The sequence below is a fragment of the Pseudomonas sp. 30_B genome (assembly GCF_017491605.1).
In the GTDB taxonomy this organism is placed as follows: Bacteria; Pseudomonadota; Gammaproteobacteria; order Pseudomonadales; family Pseudomonadaceae; genus Pseudomonas.
Genome location: NZ_JAFGYY010000254.1, coordinates 1 through 481, shown reverse-complemented (window position 1 = coordinate 481; position 481 = coordinate 1). Strand labels below are relative to the sequence as shown.

Here is a 481-nt window from a genome sequence, read left to right as displayed (position 1 = left end):
ACACAATCGGGGGGCCGCAGCGTGCTGGCGGCCGTTCCGTCCGACGGCAGCGCGCCGCCGCAGATCTTGTCCGTTCAGGGCGGCGCGATCCGCGAGCCGTCCTGGGGGCCCTTCATGCAATGACCACAAGGAGAGTAACCATGATGTCGAAGAAACTTCGTCTGGCGTTCGCGATGCTGATGATCGGCGCGCTCGCGGCATGCAAGTCGGGCGTGAAGCTCGACGAGCACGCGAACCAGGGCGACGCGGTCAGCACGCAACCGAATCCCGAAAACGTCGCGCAGGTGACCGTCGATCCGCTGAACGATCCGAACAGCCCGCTCGCGAAGCGCAGCGTGTACTTCGATTTCGACAGCTACTCGGTGCAGGACCAATACCAGGCGCTGCTGCAGCAACACGCGCAATACCTGAAGAGCCATCCGCAACGCCACATCCTGATCCAGGGCAACACCGACGAGCGCGGCACGAGCGAGTACAACCT

The 481-nt window shown here is 63.8% G+C and carries 1 protein-coding gene; it reads left to right on the top strand.

Annotated features, from left to right (window positions below):
* Positions 1–140 precede the first annotated feature (140 nt).
* A partial coding sequence (locus J5M67_RS28155) for an OmpA family protein (protein WP_207888638.1) occupies positions 141–481 on the top strand: 341 nt, incomplete at its 3' end.